Source organism: Caulobacter sp., assembly GCF_965279145.1.
In the GTDB taxonomy this organism is placed as follows: domain Bacteria; phylum Pseudomonadota; class Alphaproteobacteria; order Caulobacterales; family Caulobacteraceae; genus Caulobacter.
Map to the genome: position 1 here is coordinate 2805167 of NZ_OZ257139.1, position 19752 is coordinate 2824918.

Annotated in this window: 15 protein-coding genes; 7 read left to right on the forward strand and 8 right to left on the reverse strand. The window is 60.9% G+C overall.

The features are described 5' to 3' along the window. Positions 1 to 27 precede the first annotated feature (27 nt). The gene (locus ACQY9P_RS13085; RefSeq protein ID WP_421738840.1) at positions 28 to 975 is read right to left on the reverse strand and encodes a TraB/GumN family protein; all 948 of its coding nucleotides are present in this window, start codon (positions 973 to 975) and stop codon (positions 28 to 30) included. Between the two features lie 1078 nt (positions 976 to 2053). Then, positions 2054 to 2893 (reverse strand): hypothetical protein, encoded by an 840-nt coding sequence (locus tag ACQY9P_RS13090; RefSeq protein WP_428150199.1) that lies wholly within the window; start codon positions 2891 to 2893, stop codon positions 2054 to 2056. A gap of 748 nt (positions 2894 to 3641) precedes the next feature. Here ACQY9P_RS13090 and ACQY9P_RS13095 point away from each other — a divergent pair. From ACQY9P_RS13095 to ACQY9P_RS13105, 3 genes are all read left to right on the forward strand, one after another. After that, on the forward strand, positions 3642 to 4034 hold the full coding sequence (locus ACQY9P_RS13095) for a class I SAM-dependent methyltransferase (protein WP_421738838.1): 393 nt from the start codon (positions 3642 to 3644) through the stop codon (positions 4032 to 4034). Between the two features lie 263 nt (positions 4035 to 4297). Beyond that, positions 4298 to 4693, forward strand: a complete 396-nt coding sequence (locus ACQY9P_RS13100; protein ID WP_421738837.1) for a DUF6326 family protein — start codon at positions 4298 to 4300, stop codon at positions 4691 to 4693. Between the two features lie 574 nt (positions 4694 to 5267). Further along, the gene (locus ACQY9P_RS13105; RefSeq protein ID WP_421738836.1) at positions 5268 to 6212 is read left to right on the forward strand and encodes an SH3 domain-containing protein; all 945 of its coding nucleotides are present in this window, start codon (positions 5268 to 5270) and stop codon (positions 6210 to 6212) included. 998 nt (positions 6213 to 7210) lie between these two features. On the opposite strand, the gene ACQY9P_RS13110 is transcribed toward ACQY9P_RS13105, so the two are convergent. The 3 genes from ACQY9P_RS13110 to ACQY9P_RS13120 all read right to left on the reverse strand — a co-directional run bounded on the left by ACQY9P_RS13110 (position 7211) and on the right by ACQY9P_RS13120 (position 10090). Then, positions 7211 to 7564, reverse strand: a complete 354-nt coding sequence (locus ACQY9P_RS13110) for a hypothetical protein (RefSeq protein ID WP_421738835.1) — start codon at positions 7562 to 7564, stop codon at positions 7211 to 7213. 845 nt (positions 7565 to 8409) lie between these two features. Next, positions 8410 to 9096: a hypothetical protein gene (locus ACQY9P_RS13115; protein ID WP_428150203.1), complete on the reverse strand. Its 687-nt coding sequence runs from the start codon at positions 9094 to 9096 to the stop codon at positions 8410 to 8412. Between the two features lie 358 nt (positions 9097 to 9454). Next, entirely contained in the window at positions 9455 to 10090 is a 636-nt protein-coding gene (locus ACQY9P_RS13120; RefSeq protein ID WP_421738833.1) for a hypothetical protein, read from the reverse strand. Between the two features lie 389 nt (positions 10091 to 10479). Between ACQY9P_RS13120 and ACQY9P_RS13125 the strand changes: the two genes are divergently transcribed. Both ACQY9P_RS13125 and ACQY9P_RS13130 read left to right on the forward strand, forming a co-directional pair. After that, a complete protein-coding gene (locus ACQY9P_RS13125) occupies positions 10480 to 12558 on the forward strand; it encodes a TonB-dependent receptor plug domain-containing protein (RefSeq protein WP_421738832.1) in 2079 nt (692 codons plus the stop codon). Between the two features lie 1149 nt (positions 12559 to 13707). After that, entirely contained in the window at positions 13708 to 14382 is a 675-nt protein-coding gene (locus tag ACQY9P_RS13130; RefSeq protein WP_421738831.1) for a class I SAM-dependent methyltransferase, read from the forward strand. A 422-nt stretch (positions 14383 to 14804) separates the two neighbouring features. Here ACQY9P_RS13130 and spt read toward each other — a convergent pair whose 3' ends face one another. Continuing rightward, positions 14805 to 16022, reverse strand: a complete 1218-nt coding sequence (gene spt, locus ACQY9P_RS13135; RefSeq protein ID WP_421738830.1) for a serine palmitoyltransferase — start codon at positions 16020 to 16022, stop codon at positions 14805 to 14807. An 88-nt stretch (positions 16023 to 16110) separates the two neighbouring features. On the opposite strand from spt, the gene ACQY9P_RS13140 reads away from it, so the two are divergent. Beyond that, positions 16111 to 16776, forward strand: a complete 666-nt coding sequence (locus tag ACQY9P_RS13140; protein ID WP_421738829.1) for a TetR/AcrR family transcriptional regulator — start codon at positions 16111 to 16113, stop codon at positions 16774 to 16776. Positions 16777 to 17175: 399 nt separating this feature from the next. Here the strand turns inward: ACQY9P_RS13140 and ACQY9P_RS13145 are convergent, their stop codons facing one another. Beyond that, the gene (locus tag ACQY9P_RS13145) at positions 17176 to 17469 is read right to left on the reverse strand and encodes a hypothetical protein (protein WP_421738828.1); all 294 of its coding nucleotides are present in this window, start codon (positions 17467 to 17469) and stop codon (positions 17176 to 17178) included. 48 nt (positions 17470 to 17517) lie between these two features. Continuing rightward, positions 17518 to 18129 (reverse strand): YceI family protein, encoded by a 612-nt coding sequence (locus ACQY9P_RS13150; protein ID WP_421738827.1) that lies wholly within the window; start codon positions 18127 to 18129, stop codon positions 17518 to 17520. A gap of 268 nt (positions 18130 to 18397) precedes the next feature. Between ACQY9P_RS13150 and ACQY9P_RS13155 the strand changes: the two genes are divergently transcribed. Further along, the gene (locus ACQY9P_RS13155) at positions 18398 to 19297 is read left to right on the forward strand and encodes a FlgO family outer membrane protein (RefSeq protein ID WP_421738826.1); all 900 of its coding nucleotides are present in this window, start codon (positions 18398 to 18400) and stop codon (positions 19295 to 19297) included. Positions 19298 to 19752 lie beyond the last annotated feature (455 nt).

The window sequence follows — 19752 nt, forward strand, 5'->3', positions numbered from 1 at the left end:
CAGGCTGCGTGAGCCGACTTTTTCGACCTACTGGTCGGCCGGCGTCTTCACGGTGTAGCCACGGTCGCGAAGCTGATCGAGAACGCCATTTTGAGCGACCAGACCGCGCATCGAGTAAACTGCCACGGCGTGACCGGGAGTTTTCAGCGCCTCGCTCAGCGCGGCCACGTCGTCAGAGGCGGCCTTGCGGATAAAGGCCGGGACCCCGGGTAGAAGCAGGCTGCAGCGATCGGGGCCGCGACGGCCAGATAACGCCGCGCTCACCCTGCCTTCGGCCCAGGCGCGCGAGGCTTGCCGATCAACTTCGGGGCCCCGATCGAAATCATCCAACACTTCTTCCAGGCAGGCCAAGCCATCGGTTTCGTTTGCTTGTCGGGCGACTGCGTTAAGGATTGGCACGGCTTTGTAGACAGCCGAAGCTCGGATCTTGATGCGGTTCTTGCGCGCCATCTTTTCGATGGTGCGCTCTGGTTCAGCGTCTTCCAAGCCGGCGACCTTGTTGGCCTTGCTGCCCAGAAACAGCGCCGCCCCCAGCGGTTTCCAGTCGCGCCAGTCATTGGGCTTCTTCGGGTCGGTGGCAGCCCAGGCCTTGGACAGGCGCGCGGCCAACTGGGGCGATCGGTCTTCCAGAGGGTGCTCGGCCAGCAAGGATTTACGTAGCTTCAGCAGGGCGGGGATGTCGCCAAGGCCAGCTTGAGCCTTTGGGGGCTTGATATAGGCGAAGGCGCCTTTCAGCCGATTGTCCAGCACCGAACTGTCCCAAGCCATGCCCTTGGGCAAAGACGGCGGCAGGCCCAGGATATAAACGGTTGTGTCTTCATCGGAAACCTTCCACCAGGCCGGGCCGGGCAGGCGGGCGTTGACCACTAGGGTTTCCACTACAGTGGCCTGAGGATCGTCCACCGTCTGGGCGAGGGTGGCGGTCGGTGCAAGGGCCACCGATCCCAGCGCCAGAGCAACGTGTCTAAATTTCATAGTCTTGCCTTTGATTCATTTCGGTCTTTGCAAAGCAAGACCCATAGGCGCGAAATGCTATACAATGGCGAGAACTGCACCCGGTGGCGGTGCACCGGTACATTAAAGATATTGTCTTTGGTTAATCGACCTAGGTCGGGTTCCTGGACGTTATTGATGATTCTATCGACTGAACTCTACGCGTCAATCTATTGGTCTCTGGCGTCTCGCCTGGGCGAGCGACGCGAGGCGGCATTTAACGGGCGGACTACCTGAGACGACCGGCCCAGACTAGCGAGCTGAGCAAGCCAGCCATTCACAAAGCGCGGCCTGAAGGGCTTGGGCGAATTCGGGGCGCAGGCCGCGGTAATTTCGGCGCGGGGACCGGCAAGTTGGGCGGTCTTTGTCATCATCGACTGGCCGATCGGGCTCTCCTAGAACGCAACAAGCGCTCCAAACTCTTCCACGGTGAAGGCTTGAGGCTAAAGCTTGGCGAAGGTGGCGATAAGCCGGGGACCAACGTCTCGGCGAGCTCCTTGACGACCTCGCGATAGATCTCGCGCTCGGCCGCCGCTTGGGCCTCAGCGCAGCGTGCGAAGACGCTTGATCCGCTGTCGTCCTGGCGCTTCCGTTAGCCCCCTGGCGATGGCGCCGGCGCTGAAAGCGGCGGCTCCGCCTACGGGCCGATCGAACGCGGGCCGGGAGCGGTCGGGGCGTAGACCGAGCGCGCTCCGCCATGGTGGGTGTTGTTGGGTCTCTTGCGCCAAGATCCTGGCGGGGCCTGCGAACGTCACCATCGCGATCAGAATTGCACCACTATAGCCAAGCAGCGGCCTTGGGCGCCGCTTGTGCTTGGTTTGGGCCGGCGTCGACATCGTGACACTCCAAAGATCGGGCGCGTCTTTTGCCGGTGAAGGCTAAGATCCAACAGGGCCCGCGACGTCCAAGGTCATCGGCGCGGCTGATGGTTCATCGCCGACGCGGGCGGAAGTTCGCGCCGGCATGATGGCCGGGGCCGCAGGTCGGCTGCACGCTCCACATGATCGCACTCAGGTGATGAGGCCTGGCGAGGCGAACGCTTCGCCGGTTCAAATCGATCTCAAGCGTCCGGAAGGCCTGCGCAATCCCCGCCTAGCGTCTGAGTGAAACCACCCATCGTGTAGGCCAGCTCTCGACCATTGTCCTTGGCAAACCGGTAGGTCACGCTCGGGCCCGAGCCGTCGCTGGCTTCAACGACCCATGCAGCGACATCGCCACTTGATACAGCCACCGTGTCCTCCCCGACCACCTGGATCGCGAACCGGCCAAGGCCTTTTTCGTAGTGCCAGAAGGGCAGGGTCAACTGGGCGTCTTGAGACAGCGGCAAAGCCGCGAATACAGCGCCCCATAGATTACCTTCCCAGACTGGCCCTTCGAGCGCGGCGGAAAGCGCATTGCGATCACCATCCTTGGTGACGCGATAGCCGCTGACCCCATCGGCGCGATAGGTGACATCGACCGTGACTTTTCCGTGGCTTCGGCTCTCGTAGCGCAAGGGGCGAAGATCGGTTGTCGCGAGCAAGAAATCATCGCGCACGTCGAATGCGCCGTTCTGAAGCTGTTGGTGAACGATGACCCGGATCACCTGCCGCCCGTCGACGCGCTCGCGGCGGACGATCTGTAGCGTGCGACCGATTGGTCGCAGGGCGTCTGCTGCTTTGATCTGGAGGACGTAACAGCTCCGGCCCTCTTCGAGCCGCGCCCCGACAGGCGTGACCTGCGCGGCGGAAGGGGGGGCTTTTAGCGACATGGCCCCGAGCGCCACAGTGACCAGCATCATCGCGGTTGTTCCGATCCTGTTTGGTGCGTCGATGAACGGCGCATACGGCGCCAGAATGGCGTAAGGCCAAGGTCTGGCAGGCCGTAGCGCTTGAAAAGCTAAGCCGATGCACCAGGACATGACCGGGGCCACACCAGCCCCGCCCAAAGGCGTATACCGGAGCTGAACAAAAGCTCAGCTTGCTCAGGATGGATGCGGCGCCTACGCCCAACACTCCAAACCGGTCTTTACGGCCCATGCGCGATTCGACAGCGCGCTCGCTTAGGGCAGGCGCAGCAATTTCGTATCGTAGAGAGATTTGGCCAATGGCCGACTCTCGTCGGCAAAGCTCAAACCGTACGCGAGGTGGTGGTTTGTGAACGCACCCAGCTTGTTGAGCTGCGCCCGATCAGTCCGGTGGCCTCGGACTTTATTGTCTCGGCTAATGACGTGCGGCGCACAGGGGCGTTCAGGGCGGGTTTGTATCGGACAGATGTGCGATGTCGGGTTCAGAAGCAGTCTTACGCTGGTCATCGTAGAGGGCGAGGTGCGTTCTACCCGAACCGATGGCCGTTACGCCCCGGCCGAAGGCGGCAAGACGTCTAGCTGCTGAGACGCTGCTTCGCTAACAAGCGAGCCAGTCAGCCCACCTAAAGCCAACGACTAATGTCCGGGGCAAGGACAAGTCCCGCAGCCTAGTCGCGGCCGGCTGGGTTGCCGACTACCTCGAGCGCATACGCGCCATGAACAAGGCCAGCGAGACCGGTGACTTCATGTTCACGACCGCAACAGGCAAGCCCTCGGCGACCCTACATAGCGATTTAATCGAGGCCCATCGAGGGCAGGCCTGGCTCTTGAGCGGGATTGCGCCGCCGCCGCCGCTCTGCTGTTGGCGGGCGCGGTCACCAGCGATCTGGCGACCGATCTATCGGACCGAATGATCGCAATCGCCAAGCGGAAGCTTCGAGCATTTCCACTGCTAGGCCTTGGCTTACAGATCGCCATGGCGCAGTCGCCGACGCTGATGCGAGGGCGATCCGACATGGCCTTGGGTCTAAACGCCTTCCACACGGTGCGGGATGTACCAGTGACACGGAAGTCTATTCACACGCTGCTGGCTCCTGGGGGATTGTTCATCTCCAAGTCGCCCTGTCTGGGCATCATGAACCCGCTCGTTGGTCTGGCCCTGTTGCCGTTCATCTGCGCGGTTTGCGGGGCATCTTATGTCGGCATTTCTAACGAGATCCCACTTTGCCGCATGGTCAGCGGTCGCGCCTTCTGAGGTCGGCGCCACCAAAAACCACGGTCGGGTCCCCTAAATCATGTCGCAAAAGCAAGGGGTGTAGCGCCCATCGCGACATTTAACGACTTGGCCTAGCGTTGCTTCTCTAGCGACGGGCGCACTTTGCCGGTCACCAGTTTCGCAATGGTGTGGAGCAGGCAAGCGCCATCGGGCCCTACTCGCAGCCAGTCCAATGTTGAACAAGGAAGGATTATTAAGTGCGCTCAAAAGCGAAAAAGACAACGAGATTAGAAGACGTAAAAATGAGCCCAAAGGTCAAAATGGCCTCCATTTGGGCTAGTTTCATGTTTTTGTATATATATGTAGATTATTTCCATCTTTATATGCCGGGTTCTTTGGATGAAATTCTGAATGGTAGAGTATTTGCATTTGAAATAAGTCAGTCATTTCTAATCATCAGTTTTGCATCGGTGGCGCTGCCAGCGATCATGATATTTCTCTCGGTCAGCATGCCGGCTGGCCTCAATCGCGGAGTGAATCTCTTGGTCGCGACGCTTTACATCCCCTATTCTTTATTTAACTTGGTTGGGGAGGCTTGGATTCATATGTATCTGGGGGCCGCGATTGAAGTTGCTCTTCTGATCCTGGTTATCCGCACAGCTTGGACATGGCCCCGAGTCGATAGACGCGCGGCCTGAGCCGGGCCTGTGGCGCCTAGCGTTACGACTGCCCAGGCCGGCCGCGGGGGCTCATCCCTCGCGGCCTCTAGCCGGTTTGTGAGGCCTGCCAGACGCTTGTTCTTGGTTCTACGCGGCTGGGGTTCCAGCGGGCGTAGTCAAAGCCTAAGAGGCCGGGCGGCGAGCGATGCACAGGGCAAATCACCTCTGAGCTAAAGCGCGGGCTTATCGCGCCTCGAAGTGGGGCGACATATTGCACAGGCCGGCGAGGATCATCCGTTCTCACGCTGGCCAGCCCTAGATATGCTTCAGGCCCTCCCCAAAGTTGAAACTGTCCGATCTCATTTGATCGCGATGTTGTTGCGTCTGTTCGACTTACGCACTCAGCCGTTTAAGACGTCTTGGCTATCGGAAAAGTCTTCTCCGATCGCCAAGCGCTTGCTGTCAAGGCGACGCGCAAGGGCCATGCGGGATTGGTGATGCGGGGCGATGCACCGGTACGCCAAGTCATGCGCGAACGCCCCGCAGGTTCACTAACTTGCAGGATGGCCCCGGTACGCGGGCGCCAATCCATGCAACCGGGGAAGCCGCCGTGATGAAGGTATACCGCAACGCTCTAGCCGTTGGCCTGGCGCTCACCACGATCTGGCCTGCCTCTACCTTCGCCCAGACCAGCGCCAGCAAAGGACAGGCCTTGCAGCAGCAAGCTTCGGCCGAAGTGCCACGGTGTGCTCGCAAACTTGGCACGCTCTCGATCGTGGATGGCGACGATACCAGCGGCTGGACCCAATACAATTTGGCTTCACCGCAGAAGGTGTTGCGCACCATCGTGCAACGATCCGGATGCTTCAACCTGGTCGACAGAGGCGCGGGTCTAGGCGCTGCCGAGAAGGAACGCGCACTTAGTGGCAACCTGGGGCTTCAACGCGGCTCCAACGTCGGTAAGGGCCAGGTTAAGGCCGCTGACTACGTGCTGGTGGCCGAGGTCCAGGGCAGCAACAGCAATGTGGGCGGCAATGCCGTGGCCGGCGCGCTTGGCGGCCTTATCGGCGGTCGGGCCGGCGCGCTCGTCGCTGGCCTCAAAACCAAAAAGCTAGAAGCCAATACCGTCCTGTCTCTGACCAATGTGCGCACCACCGAGACCATGTCGGTCTCCGAAGGCTATGCGGTCAAGAACGACATCAATTGGAGCGCCGGCGGTCGTTTGGACTTTGCGGGCGCAGTCGGCGGGGGCTACGAAGACACTGACATTGGTCGAATCATCACCCTGTCGTTCATTAACGCCTATGCGAAGATGATTGGAGACCTTGGTCTTTTGGCTGAGGGCGGGGCGGCGACGGCGCCCGCAAAATCCTTCGCAGCCCAGCGCCCTGTCGCGCTGCGCGCGGCGCCCCTGGCCAGCGGCAAACTGGTCCGCACCATCCCGCCCGGCGCGGTCGTTTATCCGACGGGCAAAAAGCAGGAGCTCTGGTGGGAGGTGACTGACGAAAACGACAATGTTGGCTGGGTGCTGAATACAGGCTTGGCGCCGACCAACTAGGTCGATGGTGCTGCTTTTGGGTGCTCAGGTTAAGAGACCTGGCAAGCCGCAGGCTTTTGCCTCGACGCCCGAGTGCCGGGAACGCTTACCCGCTATGGACGCGCGCAGGTGACCGTTAGCCGGTGACGGTGCGGCCTTCTTGACGCGCGTGAGGCGCGCCAAGACAAGGGCTTTCGCACGTGACCAGCCAGCGGCGAAGACCTCTTCGGCAATGGCCCTGAGCGCGGCCGGGTGGCTTGCGCAAGGCGGAGGTGGTTTTGGCTGTGGCGCTAGGCCCGGGCTGCTCTCTACCGCCCATCGTGGAAAGACTCTGGGCTTGCCATTGCCAGAGATCACTCGCCGCTTTGGAAACTTGACGGGCGATAATCTGGACTCTCACGCAGGCGGCCGCTCGCCATGGTGCTCCTGCGGCGCCCGACGCGATCATCGCGTATGAAGTGACACGTGCCGGAATCTCCGCATCGCCAGTTAGAAGCGATGGAGGGGGGCAGCGCCGGAACCCGGTGAGCGGCAGATCAGGTGATTGCTGTTGCCGCCTGAAAGGCTGTCATAGGCTGCTCACCCTAGACCGCGCGCAATGTTGCATCCTGGGCTTGGCGAGGCGCGGCTGAACCTGTAGCCGGGCCCCGAGCCGGTACCTGCCGGGAGATCGAGCGGACAGCGCTAAGGGTATGGCCGTTGTGGCTAGGCCGAAAACTCGAGCATTTGTGGTCATGCACGTTTAGGCGGGCAGCGTGCGGGTGCGCGCCACGATCTCTTCCGACAATGGGCCTTGTCCCCCAGCCGAGCGCGGACTCTCCGCATCAAGCGGACCACAATCGACGAATGCATCAAGCGCCTGCCGCCGATTGGCAAAAAGGGGGCGCAGCCCGGGGCGGCGGGGCTTAGTCTAGGCGCTGGGTCTGCTTAATGTCGCGATACAAGAGCGCAGCGCGTAAGCGTCGCCGCGAGTCCCGTCTTCATATCGGCGGGACCGCGGCGCGTCTTGGAATCGCATTTTAAGCAGTGACATCAATCACTGCGCCCCGCTTTATCTTATCGCTGTCGCCGTGGAACAGCTCGTTTTTGATCATTTCCTCGATTTTATCCTCAATCGCCTTTCGCTTTTCAGGCGTCATGGCCTTTATTTCTTCTTCGGTGATCTTCATCTTGCCCAAGATGGCCGCGCGCATTTTTTGTGCAGGCGTGAGCTTCGCGTAGTCGAGAAACTCCTGCTTGGCTGATTTGGCGCCGGTCGGGCTGGCGTCGTCCGTGGCGCCCGAGAAGGCGGGGTTGTCGATTGATACTTTCGCCTGGATCGGTTTCGAGCCGCCATGCAAAAAGAAATTTTTATAGGTATTCGAGACCTGCATTTCCAACTCCTAGAAGAAAAGAATTCCTCGTGGAGGGTGCAAGCTGCGTGCCAATTATAGAATTGGAAATTTCAATACGAATCAATGAATTAAAATTTATTTGGTAAATGCAAAAGTCGCCGGGAAATATTTGCCGTATAATTCATGCCCGGCCAGAACGGCTGGGCTACATTGTCGAATTTGGGCAGGACGACTGCCGATTGCTGTCGAGCGATGTTGACGGGCAGCCGTGTGCTGCGACCGCGTCTAAACCAATCAGATCGGAGAGGCCTGCGTCCATTTTCGGATGCCGCGGGTTTCGACGTAGCCGATTTTGGCTGGGCCGACGAACACGCCGCTTGGCCTCTGTCCTGCTCGTCGCCCCGCACTTTGAGGTAGACCGCGACCTTGCTGGAAACCATCCTTGGAGCGGCACGGCCTGACACACTGAGGCTGCGATCATACCGCTGATCTCACAAGGTCAACGATCGACCCGCCAGCGTTCCAAAGTGCATGATAACTCCGACTCTGTGGATCTAACGAGCGCCACCGACATATCAGCTGAGCCCCGCCTGTCTGAAGCACGATGATGTACTGGTACGCCGGGCGGGGATTGGGCGTGGCAAAGATGCTCAAGACGACGACGCCAGTACGCCGCCATGCAACGGGCGCGTGCGACGGACCGGCTGCGCAGCATGTTCACCAGCGCGCCAGGCCCGACCTGTTGGGCGCCGTCTTGGCGATCATCAGGATTTGAAGATAGAGACGGTAGCGGTTGTTGCCGCAGGACGGCCAAGCGCTCACCTGCCACCGCTGTCGCCATTGTCGCGATATCCCGCCCGCGCCTCCGCTCGCGCCATCAGCGGTTATCCCATGATCAAGGTCAGAACGATGGGCGCGATCGAGGCCTGCAGATTGGCCAGCGTCAGGACAATCAGAAGTAAGACTATCAATGCCATCAAGCAACCGACCGCGACGCCCATCGTCAAAGCAAACCTAGATAAAGGTAGCGTTTGGCGAGCTCGTTTGAGGAGCCTATTCCACCACTGAACGGAAAACACCGCAGCGAACGTCAAGCCTGTCAGCGACAGTGCGGCTTTGGGCGCCTGCCATGCAAGGCGCGCCTCGATCGCGCGTCTAAGCACGACGGGCATGGCAGCCTCACCTGATGCCATCCAGGCCGCGCCGGCGTCCTGAACAGCGCTGCGCTGGGACGGCGCGCGTTGGCCGGAGATCGGCTTGATCGCGTCTGCAAATCCCGCTGCCGGGTGAAGGGCGTTTCCCAGGTTCGCCAAAACAAGCACGGCCATGCCGGCCCCTGTCAGCAATCCGGCGGCCGCGGCCGCGGTGTAAGTCCAGCGGGCGAATCTAATCCCATGGGCCGGTCTTGTGTGTTTCAATCGAGCCAGCGCGCGAACGCTTAGGGCAGCCAGGCCAAAAGCGGCCATCACGACCAAAGCGCCGCCGATCGCGAAGACGAGGTGATAGTTGGCGTAGTCGCGGACGAGAATGTCAATCGCGGCCTTTGAGGCTGTGGGCGCGGGCCCTTTCATGCCCGAAGGCCTCGGATCGGGGTGCATCCAAACGCTATATCGACGGAATTTATCGGCGTATGGCTAGAGCTGTGGCAAATCACCGTCACTACTTGTCTCGATGTATCCCGCACCTTCCCGCGAGAATATTTTCCTAAATCTTGACGTCCCTTCAAACTGAACATCAAATGATTTTCCTCTGATGATGTTTCGTATTGATCCTGTGACGGAGACTGCTTTGGGGCCTTGGCCCTCGGCGGCGACATCGTCGTAGCCCGGCCGAAAGGCGACAACCGCCGTGGGCTGGCCTCGCCAAGCTCGTAGAGGGCGGTGCTGGCGCAAGCCACGCCTTGCCACAAGCCGATGCTGTCGCAGGCGATCACCGGCTCATCGCCAAAGTTGGTGGAAACGAACGATTGAGGCGCCTCCCAAAGGGACTGCCGAATATGGCGCCTGGGTAAGCGCTAAGAACCTGGAACGCGGCCCATTTAGGTTTGAGATAGTAGACATCCAAAGCGCCGCTATCCTCGCCATGGCGCGCGCCAGCGTCCCGCTCGCTTATCAAAGCCGCGCCGGACCAACTTTGGCTGGTGCCCATAGTTCGTGGCGCCTCGCGCGCGCTACTCAGTGTAATAATCTCTACAATGCGCTGAGACGTATCGCCGAAGGTAGGCGTTTTGCCTTGCGCCATCGCCGCGATCAGGGCGGGGTCGGCCGGAAAAGACAAACCCGTTTGCTTGTTGGCGCGGGGCGTTTCTCTTGCGCTTAGCTGCAGATTAAAGATGACCTTGCCGGCCGTGTCGAGAACGGTGAGCTCACGAACAACCGCCGGATCCGGCTCGTGTTTGGGCTCGCACTTGTAGCAGGGCAGCACGCGAATATGAGGCGTTGCGTTGGCGCCGGGATCGCGATCGATCGCCATGCCGATAGCATTGTCGGCGATTATATCTGTGCCAGCCTTGAGATCGCCGATCTGACTGGTCGAGATGGTGGCGGCCAGAACGATCGATAGCAAACTTGGTCTCCAGCAATGACTGCGGGGCCACCATCTGGAATTTGCCACCGCAACACCATTAGCGGCGATGCACCAGGACAGCGTCGCGGCGACAGTTTGGAGGTCATGTTTTCTTCGAGACGTTGCGGCGATAAAGGCGCCAGGCTCAGCGATCTTGTGGTTGCTGTTTTGCGGTCCGATCGCTTGGTGCTAGCCGCGCCAGCCCCCGAAATCCAGCGCGCGGACAACGGACACTCACGCCTGACGAGAACCTTGGCCTATTCTGCTCGCTAACGCCGATCGGCCAGAAACTTCCGCCCTGATCTTCCCGTCGATGTACCGGGACGTTTCGGACAGCAGTGTCGGTCCGTTGACGACGTATATCTCAGGTCTTTGGGGCGTGCGCACGGTTGGAATACCTGTCCGGCGTGGCGCGTCCGGCTAGGACGAAGATCGCCATGACCAGAGCCGGATGGTTGGCCGCAGCGTTGATGACTTTCTGTGGCGAAGTGCACGCCCAAGCGCCTGCGAGCCAGGGGGGCAATGCCGATCAGCAAGGCGTGCTCACGTTCGAGCCGGCCTTCTTTGCGGCGTCTCGACCGGCGAGCGCGCTGGACATGGTCCAGCGCTTGCCTGGGTTCTCGCTAGATTTTGGCGACAGCGTCAGGGGATTGGCCGGGACCGCCGCAAACGTCCTGGTCGACGGCCGTCGACCAAACTCCAAGAGCGAGGCCATCGATGCGGTGTTGCGCCGTATCCCCGCGGATGGCGTTCAGCGTCTTGAGCTGATCCGTGGCGGCGCACCGGGCGTCGACATGCAAGGCCGCTCGGTGGTGGTCAATGTCATCCTTAAGCGTAGCGCGGTCGCCTCGCGCCTTATTGAACTCAATACTACCGTCTATCCGGACGGCTACGTCGCCCCCCGGGTGGCCGGCCAGTTTTCGCGTCGGGAGGGGGACAGTCTCCTGGAAGCGTCCTTCACCACCCGGATGGATCGTACGGACGCCACCGGCAAGGGTTTCCGCCGCCGGTATGACGCTGCCGGCAAGCTGATCCAAAACGCGGACCTCGACCTTCGGGACGGCTTCCGCAACGCTCGCGGCACCGTGGGCTGGCAAGGCTTGGCGGCCGGCGGCAAGCTCAGCTTGAACGGGCTGCTGGGTTGGTCCTCCAGTAAAAGGGAGCAAGATCTGCGGATCCTATCCGGTGCGGGGGACGGCGGCGCAAATACCGAACGCGTCGAGCTGACGAGGCTTGAGATAGGGGGTAACTGGACACGTGACCTTTCGCCAAAACTGGAGGCCGAGATCGTGGGTCTCCACACCGCACTCACGCAAGACTATGCAGGCCTCACGTCCGGAGCAGGGAGCGGTACGCTTTTTAGCCTGGACGAGCGGTCGCGCGAGAGCGTCGCCAAGGGCGTCCTGCGATACCGGCCAGCTAACGCCTGGGCCGTGGAGGCAGGCGCTGAGGCTGCCTACAATGTCCTCGATAGCGCCACCCGCTTTGAGGAGAACGGCATCCCCATTGCGCTGCCCTCCGCGAAGGTCAAAGTCTCCGAAGTGCGCGGGGAAGTCTTCGGTCAAGCCACTTGGCGTCCCAGTTCCAAGTTCACGCTGGAGAGCGCCGTCCGCGTGGAGGTTTCCAAGATCAGCCAATCTGGCGACACCGATCTAGCCAAGTCCTTCGTCTATCCCAAACCGCGGCTACAGGCGACTTGGACGCCTTGGGTTGGGCATCAGTTTCGTGTCCGGCTCGAGCGAGAAGTTGGACAGCTCGACTTTGGAGATTTCGTCGCCTCGGCCGACATCGATGTCGGTCAAGTCGAAGCCGGTAACCCCAATCTCGAGCCCGCGCGGTCCACGATTGTCGAAGGCGTCTATGAATGGCGCTTCTGGGGCAAGGGCGTGGCGGAGGTGACCGTCCGTCACGCCAAGATCAAAGACGTGGTCGACATTATCCCGCTGGCCGGCGGCTTCGATGGCGTAGGCAATATCGGTGACGGCCGATCGGACCAGCTTCAAGTGAGGCTGACCCTACCAACCGAAAAGCTTGGACTTGCAAACGCCCGCGTCCAGCTGAATGGCGACTGGTCCCATACCGAGGTTACGGATCCCGTGACGGGACGGATCCGTCGCGTCCAAGGCGACCAAGCCTTCAGCTGTTCGGTGAGCTTTGTTCACGACCTTTCCGGCGGACGGTTTTCCTATGGCTTTGAGCATGGCTGCAGCCCCGAGCATGGAGCAACCTTCAGGGTCCGGGAAATCCGTCGGACAGTTTCTCGCCCCTACGTAACGGCCTTCGGGCAATGGAAGCCCAGCAGCGCCACAGTCGTGCGCCTAGAGCTCCTGAACGTCACAAACTATACGTTCGGCTACGACCGCGAGATTCACGCAGGTCCCCGCGATAGCGCGCCACTCCAGTACACTGAAATGCGTCGCGCCAAGGCTAGTCCCTCGCTGCTGCTTCAGGTCCGGAGGTCATTTTAAGGCTCCCGGCAGCAGCGGCCCCGTCGGGCGCAGTCTGTGTCACAGAGGGCGGCGCTTGTAGCGACATGGCCGCGACCGCCAGGATAGCCAGGATCATGGCGGTGACTCCGATCCTGAAATTATCGGCGGCGACCGACATACGGCGCCAGACCGACCATGGTCCTCCGTCCGGCAGACCCGCAATCGTGGCCAGTCAGGCCGATGCACCAGGACATCCCCGGCCCAGCATCGCTAGGTCTTTGGCGGTAATTTGTGTGCTGAACAATGGCTCAGCTTGCTCATGACGGACTCTCGCCTCCCGCCTTCCAGTCGGAACGTTCGCGCTCGGCCGGCGCGCGACCCTGCGCTTCTCAACCTCATTCTGGGAGACTGGCCCGGACTCGTTGTCGCCTTGGTGGCGCTCTTGCTGGCGGTCGCCGACGTCGGGCATGGCTTGTTCGCGCCAGGCGCGCGATCATCTGATCCGATCGGTATTCACGCCATAGCCGGGGCGGAGGCCCCCGCCGAAGTCTCCAGCTTTGAGCGCGTACTTCCCGATCCGCACGCGGCCTTCTCGCGGGTCGTTCAGGCCCATCCTGAATGGGGTGCTGCGGGCGATGGGCCCTATCTATATGAGCCTCGTATGGTCTTGGCTCTGGAGGGCGGGGGCATCCTTCTCGCATCGGCCGAGGCCCGAGGGGCTCACGCGCCAGCGACCGGCTCGGTCGGCATCTTCTATCTTAGGTCCACACCGAGTGGTCTTGAATTGGCGCGCGCATGGCCCTCTGTGACGATTGGCGCGCCCCTTGGGCGGGCACCGGGCTTCCGTGTCGTCGAGACCTTCGGCCAGTGGCCAGTCCTGGTCGCCAGGGCCCGGGACGTGCGCTCCGGCGTGGTCTGTGAGCGCACTCAATTGGTCGAACTGCGAGCGACTGGCCCAGTGAAGTCGGACCCGTTCGTCTCGGCGTACGATGCGCGCGGCGCGCAGGGGCGCTCGGGCCGTGTCTGGTCCGGACGTATGCGTGATGTCGGGTTTCGAAGCGGATTCACACTGGTCACAGGAGAGGGGGACATCCCATTCGTCCGAACGGATGGCCGCTACGCCCCGGCCGACGGCCACAAGTCGCCTCGCTGCTGAGGCCTTGCTTTGTTATCATGGAGCCATCCAGCATGCATAAAGCCAGCGACGCGCGATTTTGGAACCGCATCTCGCGCAAATACGCCAAGGATGTCACCACCGATCAGGGCGGCTATGAGCGCACGCTGGATCGGACCCAAGCGCTGTTGCGCAGCCAGGACCGGGTGCTGGAGCTGGGCTGCGGCACTGGCTGCACGGCACTACGCCTGGCGGACGGCGTTGCAAGCTATCTGGCGACAGATTTTTCGGCCGGCATGATCGCGATCGCCAAGCAGAAGCAAGGGTCAAGTCTGGTGGCCGGTCTAGCCTTTCAGATTGCCACGGCCGAATCCCCTATGCTAGCGCGGGCGCGCTATGATGTGGTGCTGGGGTTTAATTACCTGCATTTGGTGCGCGACCTGCTGGTGACATTGAACCATATTCGCACGCTGCTGGTTCCTGGGGGATTGTTCATTTCAAAGACGCCTTGTCTGGGCGATATGAACCCGCTCGTCGGTCAGGCCCTGTTGCCGGTGATGCGCGCGGTCGGCAGGGCGCCCTATGTCAACATTTTCAACAAGGCTGAACTTTGCAGCCTGTTCAGCGCATCCGGCTTTGAAATTCTCGCCGTCGAAGACCATGCCACCAAGGGCAACGGCCGTTGTCCCTGTATTGTGGCGCGCAAGAGCGGACCTGGCGGGGCGGTTGCAGTCTATCGCGACGCCTGACGCTCGTAGTGGGGCGTAGCCCCATTCTGGCGCCGGTGCGGCGCATTGATGCAAGGGGCTCCACCAATCGCCAATATAGCGGCCAAGACTTAACGCGGCGCACCGCCGCTTCGTCCCTAAGCCCTGTGATCGAACGCCAAGGCTGCTGCCCTGGTCACCGTGTCCACGACGGCCATAGCGGGGATGGACCGCTACCACTTGGGATGTAGAGATGGCCGATCAGATGATCTTCGGCGACCGTGAAGTGCACTAGCTCCACTTAGAACGTTCCTTTCGTGGGGCGATTAGTATGGCCGATTTACTGAGCCCACTCATCAGCAGCCATAGGCGAGGTCTAGACCACCGAACTGAGGGCTTTCGACACGAATAGGCCTACTCAGCGCCTGGGTAAGTAGAGCGTAGCGCTGATGTGCAGTCTCATTTCAGGCTTTCGCGCTGCCACGGAGCTTTTGCAAAGCTCCCGAAGCTTGGCCAAAGCTGATCATTTGATTGGCTAGCCCGTCGATCTGGTCCTGGGAATGCGCCGCCGAAACAGCGCAGCGCAGTAGGCTCTCACCAGAGGGTGTGGCTGGCGGCAGGCCGACATTGACGTAGTAGCCACGATCCAGTAGCGCCCGCCACATGGCAAGGGTTGTTGCTTCGTCTTGCAGGCATACTGCGACGATCGGGCTGGGAGTCGAGCCTAGTTGGAAGCCAGCTCCGTCCAAGGCATTGTACAGTCGGTGGACGTTTTCCCAAAGCTTGGCGCGCAATTGCGGGCGTTCGCGGACGACCTTCAGCGCAGCGCGCGTTGACGCGACGGTGGCGGGCGGTAGCGAGGCTGTGAACATGTAGGCGCGGCAAGCCACGCGCAGGATGTCGAACTGCTCATGGCTGGACACGCAGTAACCGCCGACTGCGCCTAGGCTCTTGGAAAAGGTTCCGACTACGAAGTCGACTTGGTCGAGCAGGCCCTCCTGCTCTGCCAGGCCGCAGCCGCGCTCGCCTAGAACGCCCATTGAGTGGGCCTCGTCCACCAGGATGTAGGCGCCGTGTCGCTTGACGACCTCGACGATGGCCTTCAGCGGAGCCATGTCGCCTAACATTGAATAGATGCCCTCGACGACAACGAGTTTATTGCCGGGCTCGCCCGCCAAGCGGCGCAGGCGCGCATCGAGGCTGGCGGCGTCGTTGTGCTTGAAGCGAACAGCGCTGGCCTGGGTTTGCTTGCACGCGTCGTAGATGGAGGCGTGGCTGTCGGCGTCCAGCAGGAGGAAGTCACCGGCCCCGACCAGGGTCGAGATGATCCCCAGATTGGCCTGGTATCCGGTTGAGAACACCATGGCGTGGCGCATGCCGTAGAAGCTAGCTAGCTCTTGCTCCAGCGCTAAATGCTCCGAGAACGAACCATTGGCGACCCGCGAGCCGCATGTGCCGGTTCCTTCGCGCCTTACGGCCGCGATCGCGGCCTCGATGCAGGCCTCGTCGAAAGCAAGGCCTAGATAGTTATGTGTGCCGACGGTAATGGTCCGCTTGCCGTTGATGATGGCTTCGCTGGCCGACAGCAATTGATCCATGATCACGCCGGTTGGCATTTGGCCGGCCGATCTGGCGGCGTCGTATCGGGCGCTTAGGCCAGCATGGGTATCAAAAAGGCCCAAGGAGATGCTTTCAACGCGCGGTGCTAGAAGGCGACCGCAAGGTACCGTTTGTTGAAATCTGGAATACAATCTAAAAACTGATAGAACAATGAATTTAGATCCCAATCCAAATTTGATGCTGGCACTGCGCGCGCGCGGCAAGGCGCTGCGCTGTGCGGCGATCATCGCCGCAGCGTCTTCGCTCTGGCGCGCGCACGGGATCGACAAGGTATCGCTAGGTCAGATCGCCAGCGTCGCTCACGTGGCCCCTCAAACTATCTACAACTTGATCGGGGGGTTCGACGCCATCGCGCTTGCCGTGATGAACGCGGCGCTGGACCGCATTGATGCGGTTCTGGCTATGACCGACGCTACTGGTATTGAACTTGCGCTCGAAGCTTCGATCTTTTCGGCGCGAATGTATGTCGACGACGCGTGTCTCTACCGCCAAGTTCTGGTGAGGATCCCGCGTGTGCTCTTCGAAGGTACACATCTGGGTCGCGACCCGGCCAAGCTCGTCACCGACGCGATGGCGCAAGCCCAGGCAGCCGGCTTGATTTCGGCGGCTGTAGATCCAGATCGGTTGGGGCGAACTATCTATTCCAACTATCTGGGGGCGCTCTACGATTGGGCGTCCGGCGACGTGAGCGATAACGTTTTTCTCGAAGCGAGCGAAGTCGCGGTCCTCGCGCCGGTGGTCGCCTGTGCGACAGACTCGGCTCGACCCGAATTGGCGGCGCGCCTTTTGGCGCATATCGGCGTTCGCATGACCTAGAGCCGCGAACGCAGAAGCGGCGATGATCCCGCCCACAATCGAATGCTTGTTCCCGCGAAGGGGCGGTCATCGCCGCCCGGCACAGTCTCGGCTGTCGGGGCCCTGGAGCGGCCCGAGTCTCTGTTGGCGTGAAAGGTCGGCTGGCTAGTGTGACCAGTCGAGATAGCCCAGCAGGGTCATGGTGCCTTCCGTAGCCACGTTTGAGACAAATAGCGAAGCCAGCTTTTCGCGAGTATCCTGGCAGTGCCACCATTCTGTTGTAGAACTCCGGCATCCATCCTGAGGCTTCGCGCTCTTCGGCGCTCACGGTTGCATAACGGGCGATTATCGCTCTACGAAACCTGGACGTTCCGGTCGAAGCGGGCGCTTGCTCTCTAGCTGATCATAACTGAAGAAGGATCAGGGGCGTATCTCGCTGGCGGCCTCGGTGACCTCGTGGTCCGAGAACAGCCCGTCTCGATTGAGGGAAATCGCCGCGCCATCGGCCATTTCCAGGCTGTATTGCCGGTCGAGCACTGCCCATACATCGCCGGCGACATTGCCTAAATCGCGGGCTTTGGCTTGGACGACGACCGCGCCAATGTCCTTGGGGTAGGCCCCGACGAGATCGCTCTCTATGCCAGCCGGGGCCGGACCAGGTTTTTCGATGGCCTTTCTACGCCCCTCGACGAGGGCCGCAACGCCCTCGACCATGTAACGCCGTAGCGCGCTGGCGAACCGGCCCAGTCGCCAGTCGAGGACCTACTTTTTCTTCTCGAAGGCCGCGCTGATATTGATAGTTGTTACGTCGCTGATCACTGGAATCCACTTACCGATCCCGAAGTCTGAACGGTTGATAACGCCTTGGGCCTTGAAGCCGATGGTGAACACTTCGGAGAAGCTATTTGGGCCTGCGCCGGTGAATGTGGCGTCGAGCACGATCGGCTTCGTGACGCCGTGCAAGGTAAGGTCGCCGGAGATCTTGGCCGTCGTCGGGCCGGTGCGGGTCACCGAGGTCGAGACAAACCGCATGTTGGGATACTTCGCCGCATCGAAGAACGCCGACGACCGGAGCTGGGTATCGAGGTCCTTGTTGGTGGTTGAAACCGTGGCTACCGGTACGGAGACGTCGAGCTTTGCGTCTCCGATCGACTTTGGGTCGAGCACTAGTGTCCCTTTGGCGTTGGGAAAGGTGCCCCAGAACTCGTTGATGCCCATGTGGATGGTCCCATAGCGGACCAACGTCTCTTTCGAGTCTATCGCGTATGCCCCTGCCTGCACGTCATCAGGATTGAGGAGCACTTGAGCATTAGCCGGGGCGATGGCGACGCCCATAGCTAAAGCGGCCGTGAGGAAAGGCAGGTTTCGGGTCATTTAAGAGGCTCCTAGGTCAGTTACGGGGAGGTCAAAGGCCTGGCCGTGCGCGCCTCTGCCAGGTCACAGCAGCGCTTGGCCACGATGCCAACGACCGTCGAGGAGGTCCTGAATGGATGCCTGAAAAACTCTGAAAACTTCAAATAAGGCAGATTAGTCGTTACGATTCTGGACCGTTAGGCCTTGACGTCTTCCGCGTTCGCGAGACTTTCGCACGTCCCGAGCGGGGCTTTTAAACCTATCCAAATACCGGAGCTTCCGTAGAAGAATGAGCCCTCTGTCTGGATCGGCCTTCCGCGTTGGCACTTGGTCGGTCGACCCAAAATCCTGTCAGATTACCCGCGATGGCGAGCGCCTGCGCGTCGACGATCGGTCAATGCGGCTCCTCGTGTGCCTGGCCGAGCATGCTGGACGGACGGTCACCATCGACCAACTCCTCGACGAAGTCTGGGCGGGCACGATGGTGTCGCAGGATTCGGTTTACCAAGCGGTCACTTCGCTCCGCCGCTTACTGGGGGACAATCGCAGGGAGCCGGGTTATATCGCCACCGTGCCGCGCCAAGGTTACCGGCTGGTGGCTTCCGTCGAGAGGGAAGTCAGTCCAGCAATCTCCGGACCGGTGGTATCATCCCCCTATCGGCGACCGCTCGAGTTGTTCGCGGGTTCCGTCGCGGCCTTGGTTGTGGCGATGGGGTTCATCGTTCTGAGCCGCAGCTATACCGCCGCCGACACCCCTCGGTCACCGTCACCGTCGCCTGCGGTTCGACCTCGCCCCGCACGTGCCGTGGCCGTTCTTTCTTTTCTGGACCTCACAAGCCAAGCAATGAACGAAGAATATTTCGCCGATGGGATGACCGAGGAATTGATCACGCGGCTCAATCACGTGGATGGATTGCGGGTGACCGCGCCTCTGGATTCTTTCGCGCTGAAGGGCAAGAAAATGACAGTCGCTGAAACGGCAAAGGCGCTGAATGTCGACTACGTGGTCGTCGGTAGCTTGCGCAGATCCGGCGGCACCTTGCGGGTCTCTGCCCGCGTCGTGCGCGCGGCCGACGGCTTCGTGGTCTGGTCGCAGAGCTATGATCGTTCATCGCGCGATCTGCTGAAGGTGCAGGACGACATCGCCGGACATGTGGCCGAGGCGATTCAGCGATGCTGCCAGGCATAGACGCATCGCGCGCGGAATTACCTCAAGCACGCCCTCGCTAGCCCTTAGCGTTTGACCTACGTGACGGTGGGGATTGCCTCTAGTCTTTGTTTCAGCCGCCGCTTCTCCATAGGTTGTAGCGAAAGCTGGCGCTACTAATCGAAGCCCAGAATTGACTCTGAGTGCGGGGGGCGCCGACGAACCTGATTGCGACCGGTGCGGCCTGCGGATATCTCGGCATGCGGGATGGCTAGTCAAAGAAGTTGCTGCTCCGACGAAGAGAGCGTCGGACGGTGCGGCCATCTGACCCGGAAAAGGCGATCGGCCTAGGCGGGTAAGCTAAGGGGGGCAGGCTCCAGAGCTAGTATGCGGCGATCCGGGGGCAACTGTCTGTGCCCGCTTGAGGGCGTCGCGGCTTGGTTACAGAGAAAGTCGCCTGAGAATGCGCGGCGCTCCCGAAGCCCTAAATGATTTGA